Here is a 3,669-nt window from a genome sequence, read left to right as displayed (position 1 = left end):
TTACAAAGACCATTGCGACCGCAAACCGCTATTTTACTTCGACGTTATAGCAAATCATATCTTTGCAAATGGCGACGGGGCTAATTAAGATTATAGAACTAATTTTAAGTAGAAGGCAGGAAAGACGAAAATGCAGCGAATTAAAGACAAAGAATTAGAGCCGACCGAATGGCAAGTAGACCCGAAAACGGGCGAACGCTTCCGCATGATCGGCAAAATTAAAGAATATGAACTTATGGTTCGTATTGACGGTATCGAAATCCCACAAAGCCAACTTGCAGACTATCACAAACGCAAGAAAGAAGCAGAGGAACGGCGCAAGGCTGAAGCTATGGAAGCAGCAAAGAACCGTCCAGAGCCTAAAAGCTGCCCATTTGCGAATGGATGCAATACCACTTGTAAGCGTGAGGGCTGTAAAATCTTTGCGAATGGCAAATGCGCCCTTGCTACCATTGCCGATGCTTCCGGCGTGGAAATCGAAGAAGCACCCGCAAAGGATAACAGAAAATGTCCGTTTTCGATTTATGGGCATTGTAAGGGATGCGCTCTGTATAACAAAGGCTGCGCCATTGTCCGGCTTGCAGCGTCAACAATCAACAAATAATTTTTATGAAATGAGGTACTTATAATGAGCAGATTTAACACTTTTGTACAGCAGGTAAACGACATTGCACAGACTTCTTTTGAGCAGATCGGCAAGGCAGAAGCCGCCTACAAGGATGCTGAAAGCAAGTACAACGCAAACAAGCGTCCCGCCCGTGGCGTGTGGAATGCAGATGCTGCCACTATTGCCAAGGCTGCAAGAGCCGAAGCGAATTACCATGAAGCAAAGGAAGCCTATGACAAGTTGAGCCGTAGCTTGCCTGATCAGACCCGTGCGGAAGTGGCGAAGATTCGCAGCGCACTTGAAAAGGCAGTAACGGACTTTTACGCAGCAGACCCCAAAGCCATTGATGCAAACACTATGGAACTGCTGAAAAGCGGTATTCTAAAGCCCGCCGAATATGACCGTCTTTTTGAAGTTGCAAACCATGGGGACAACGCTACCATGTGCAGACTGATCGCACAGGCAGCAGAAACGGCAGCGGCAAATGCAAAGGACGATGATACCGCCCGGCAGCTGCGCTATGTGGCAAACAAGGGCAGAGGTTTGGACGGCAGACATTATATGCAGGCTTTTGACAGTATGGCAGATGCCCTTGATCGTAGCTTGCGCCGTACCTACCTTATTCCCAAGTGGGACGAAATGACCGCCAATATTCGGGAAAATTTCTGATCATGGCAGTAAGTGAAAAGCACTTAAAACGAGCCGCAGAAAATGAGCGTGAAAATGCCGCTATATGCCTATTCTGTACAAAAGAGGAATGCACCGGAGCGGACGCTTGTTTTCGTGAGCAAAAGAAACAGCGGCAGCGTCAGTATCAAGCAGACCGGCGAAAAGCGGAATTGTCTTTAGATGCTTTTTACAATGCGCAACAGGCAAAGGAAAACCGTAGGCGCAGAATTGAAGCACAGGCGGCTTTTCAGAAAAGAAAAGAAGCCGAATAAAATCACTTGTCCCCCTGTAGGGTAGACATAGAATTTCTCCTTTATAAAGGGAAGCCGTCCGGCAATCGCTGGGCGGTTTTCTCATGCCAAAACAAAGAAAAAAGGCGGCTTTCCGTGATTGGAAAACCGTCTTTTGTATGTTCATAAACCAAACTGAGATAAAGCCTTTTGGAAAGATTTGATCAATGCACCCTCATCGTAATTTTTTCGTTTGACTTGATTGCTGATAATTTGAGAAAGAATGTCAATTTTTTCACTATCCCATTTTAGCTTGTTAGCAATAGGGGTTGCATCTTTGACAAAAGCGGTATCACGAAAAGTATTATTCCATTTGGAGTTAAACAAATAGCTCAACATAAGCATTTGCATTGCATCGACATATTTCTTTTCTTTTTTAAGTACCTTGCACTGTGCATAACGAATTTTCCCGGTTAATTCACTATGAGAAAACAAAATACTATTAAGATAGCCCCATGCCTTATTATTCTGACCACTTTTTATGTAAAGATCAGCAAGGTACATAGTGTGAGTATCGGACTTTAATGGTGGCTTTGATGTAATTAGCGCATACTCATAGACACTAATCAGCTTATCAATGTCATTATCAGTTTTGTATTGTTCCCGTGCTTCCCAAACAGATGTAAGCAGCTTTTCTTGATGCTCTAAATCGGATTTAGTTTTCTTAAATTCGGGATGCACCCGCTCAACTAATTCTTCTGCTGTTAATGTTCTGTTAGCAGTCTTATTTGCACAGGCTGAACAACGACCATATTTATCAATTTTTAGGAAGATACCACGCTTTCCGCATATTGAACACTTAGCCATACATTCACCCCCTTTAATTAAAATATAGCAGAAAAGGGAGTAGAAAACTACCCCCTTTTTCTATGCGGTATTAAAGCCAAACCACGATGGCAAAGCCACCTTTGAAGAAATAAGGTTTGTTTAATACCCTTGTGGTGGAGCCGAGGGGAATCGAACCCCTGTCCGAAAGCAACTTGGAAGGAACTTCTCCGGGTGCAGTTTGTTATTTACATTCCCTCCACGCAGCGGGAACAAACACCCTCAGCGTGTCAGTAGCTTCATGATGCATGGTGCGCTCAAAGCTTTGCGCACGCACGGTCTCCACTCAGATCACACCCGAGCCCGGCTCGTGGACCTTCCGGGGCGGATGGGCGCCTAATTAGGCAGCCAGAGCAACAGAATTGTTGTCAGTTAAATTTAAAAAGTACCCGTTTTATCGTGGTCAGGTGCCACGACCCGCTTATCCAGCCTCACTACCCCCGTCGAAACCAGTACGGCCCCGGATGAGTGAGTTATAAGATATGAGATACAAGATATAAGATACTTTTAGGTATCTTATATCTCATATCTTCTATCTTGTATCTATTTGTCAGAACCGTCCGTAGGGATCACGCAGCTTCTTGGGTTCGGGATAGGTCTCGCCCTTGGTATCCACGGTAATGGAAGCGATCTTCTGTTCAGTCTGGGGGCGGTCCATGCGGTCGGTCTTGACGGCAGCGATGGCGTCTACCACATCCATGCCGGAAGTGACCTTGCCAAAAGCAGCGTACTGGCCGTCCAGATGCTTGGCATCCTCGTGCATGATGAAGAACTGGGAGCCGGCGGAGTTGGGGCTCTGAGAACGGGCCATGGACAGAACGCCGCGCTTATGCTTCAATTCATTTTTGACGCCGTTGTAGAAGAATTCGCCCTTGATGCAGTAGCCGGGGCCGCCCATGCCAGTGCCCTCGGGACAGCCGCCCTGGATCATGAAGCCAGGGATGACACGGTGGAAGATCAGACCGTCGTAGAAATTATGATTGCACAGATCGATGAAGTTGTAAACGCTCTGGGGAGCCTTCTCGGGGTACAGCTCGCCCTCAATGACGCCGCCGTTTTCCATGGTGATCTTAAAAGTAGGATTTGCCATAGTGTTAATATCTCTCCTTCATAGCCCGGTCGATCTGACGCTTGGCGTCTTTTTCAGCCGCGGCTTGTCTTTTGTCGTAAAGCTTTTTGCCCTTGCACAGGCCAACCTTCACCTTCACCCGGCTGCCTTTCAGGTAAACCGAAAGAGGGATCAGGGAGTAGCCGTCCTGCTTGACCTTGCCGAAGAGC

6 protein-coding genes and 1 other RNA gene are annotated in these 3,669 nt (G+C 46.6%); 3 read left to right on the top strand and 4 right to left on the bottom strand.

Translation table 11 applies throughout. The features are described 5' to 3' along the window. Positions 1-130 precede the first annotated feature (130 nt). The 3 genes from ACJMM4_RS00365 to ACJMM4_RS00355 are packed head-to-tail and all read left to right on the top strand — an operon-like array spanning position 131 to position 1,548. Positions 131-604: a hypothetical protein gene (locus ACJMM4_RS00365; RefSeq protein WP_405382509.1), complete on the top strand. Its 474-nt coding sequence runs from the start codon at positions 131-133 to the stop codon at positions 602-604. Between the two features lie 24 nt (positions 605-628). Next, complete coding sequence (locus ACJMM4_RS00360; protein WP_405382507.1) at positions 629-1,276, top strand: hypothetical protein; 648 nt, start codon at positions 629-631, stop codon at positions 1,274-1,276. A 2-nt stretch (positions 1,277-1,278) separates the two neighbouring features. Beyond that, positions 1,279-1,548, top strand: a complete 270-nt coding sequence (locus ACJMM4_RS00355) for a hypothetical protein (protein ID WP_405382505.1) — start codon at positions 1,279-1,281, stop codon at positions 1,546-1,548. 141 nt (positions 1,549-1,689) lie between these two features. On the opposite strand, the gene ACJMM4_RS00350 is transcribed toward ACJMM4_RS00355, so the two are convergent. From ACJMM4_RS00350 to ACJMM4_RS00335, 4 genes are all read right to left on the bottom strand, one after another. Then, entirely contained in the window at positions 1,690-2,373 is a 684-nt protein-coding gene (locus tag ACJMM4_RS00350) for a hypothetical protein (protein ID WP_405382503.1), read from the bottom strand. A 132-nt stretch (positions 2,374-2,505) separates the two neighbouring features. Further along, positions 2,506-2,853: a transfer-messenger RNA gene (ssrA, locus tag ACJMM4_RS00345) on the bottom strand. An 88-nt stretch (positions 2,854-2,941) separates the two neighbouring features. Beyond that, the gene (locus ACJMM4_RS00340; RefSeq protein WP_405382501.1) at positions 2,942-3,481 is read right to left on the bottom strand and encodes a peptidylprolyl isomerase; all 540 of its coding nucleotides are present in this window, start codon (positions 3,479-3,481) and stop codon (positions 2,942-2,944) included. Positions 3,482-3,485: 4 nt separating this feature from the next. Further along, the coding region (locus tag ACJMM4_RS00335) for an SsrA-binding protein (protein WP_405382499.1) at positions 3,486-3,669 on the bottom strand (184 nt) is incomplete at its 5' end.

It is taken from the genome of Phascolarctobacterium sp. (assembly GCF_045124115.1).
Classification (GTDB): Bacteria; Bacillota; Negativicutes; order Acidaminococcales; family Acidaminococcaceae; genus Phascolarctobacterium_A.
Note: the sequence above shows the minus strand (reverse complement) of the source record. Positions and strands in the feature narration are given on the sequence as shown.

Excerpts from the sequence above, each read along its gene's own strand:
- ACJMM4_RS00360 (WP_405382507.1), top strand. The coding sequence starts at position 629 with ATGAGCAGATTTAACACTTTTGTACAGCAGGTAAACGACATTGCACAG.
- ACJMM4_RS00350 (WP_405382503.1), bottom strand. The coding sequence starts at position 2,373 with ATGGCTAAGTGTTCAATATGCGGAAAGCGTGGTATCTTCCTAAAAATT.
- ACJMM4_RS00340 (WP_405382501.1), bottom strand. The coding sequence starts at position 3,481 with ATGGCAAATCCTACTTTTAAGATCACCATGGAAAACGGCGGCGTCATT.
- ACJMM4_RS00365 (WP_405382509.1), top strand. The coding sequence starts at position 131 with ATGCAGCGAATTAAAGACAAAGAATTAGAGCCGACCGAATGGCAAGTA.
- ACJMM4_RS00355 (WP_405382505.1), top strand. The coding sequence starts at position 1,279 with ATGGCAGTAAGTGAAAAGCACTTAAAACGAGCCGCAGAAAATGAGCGT.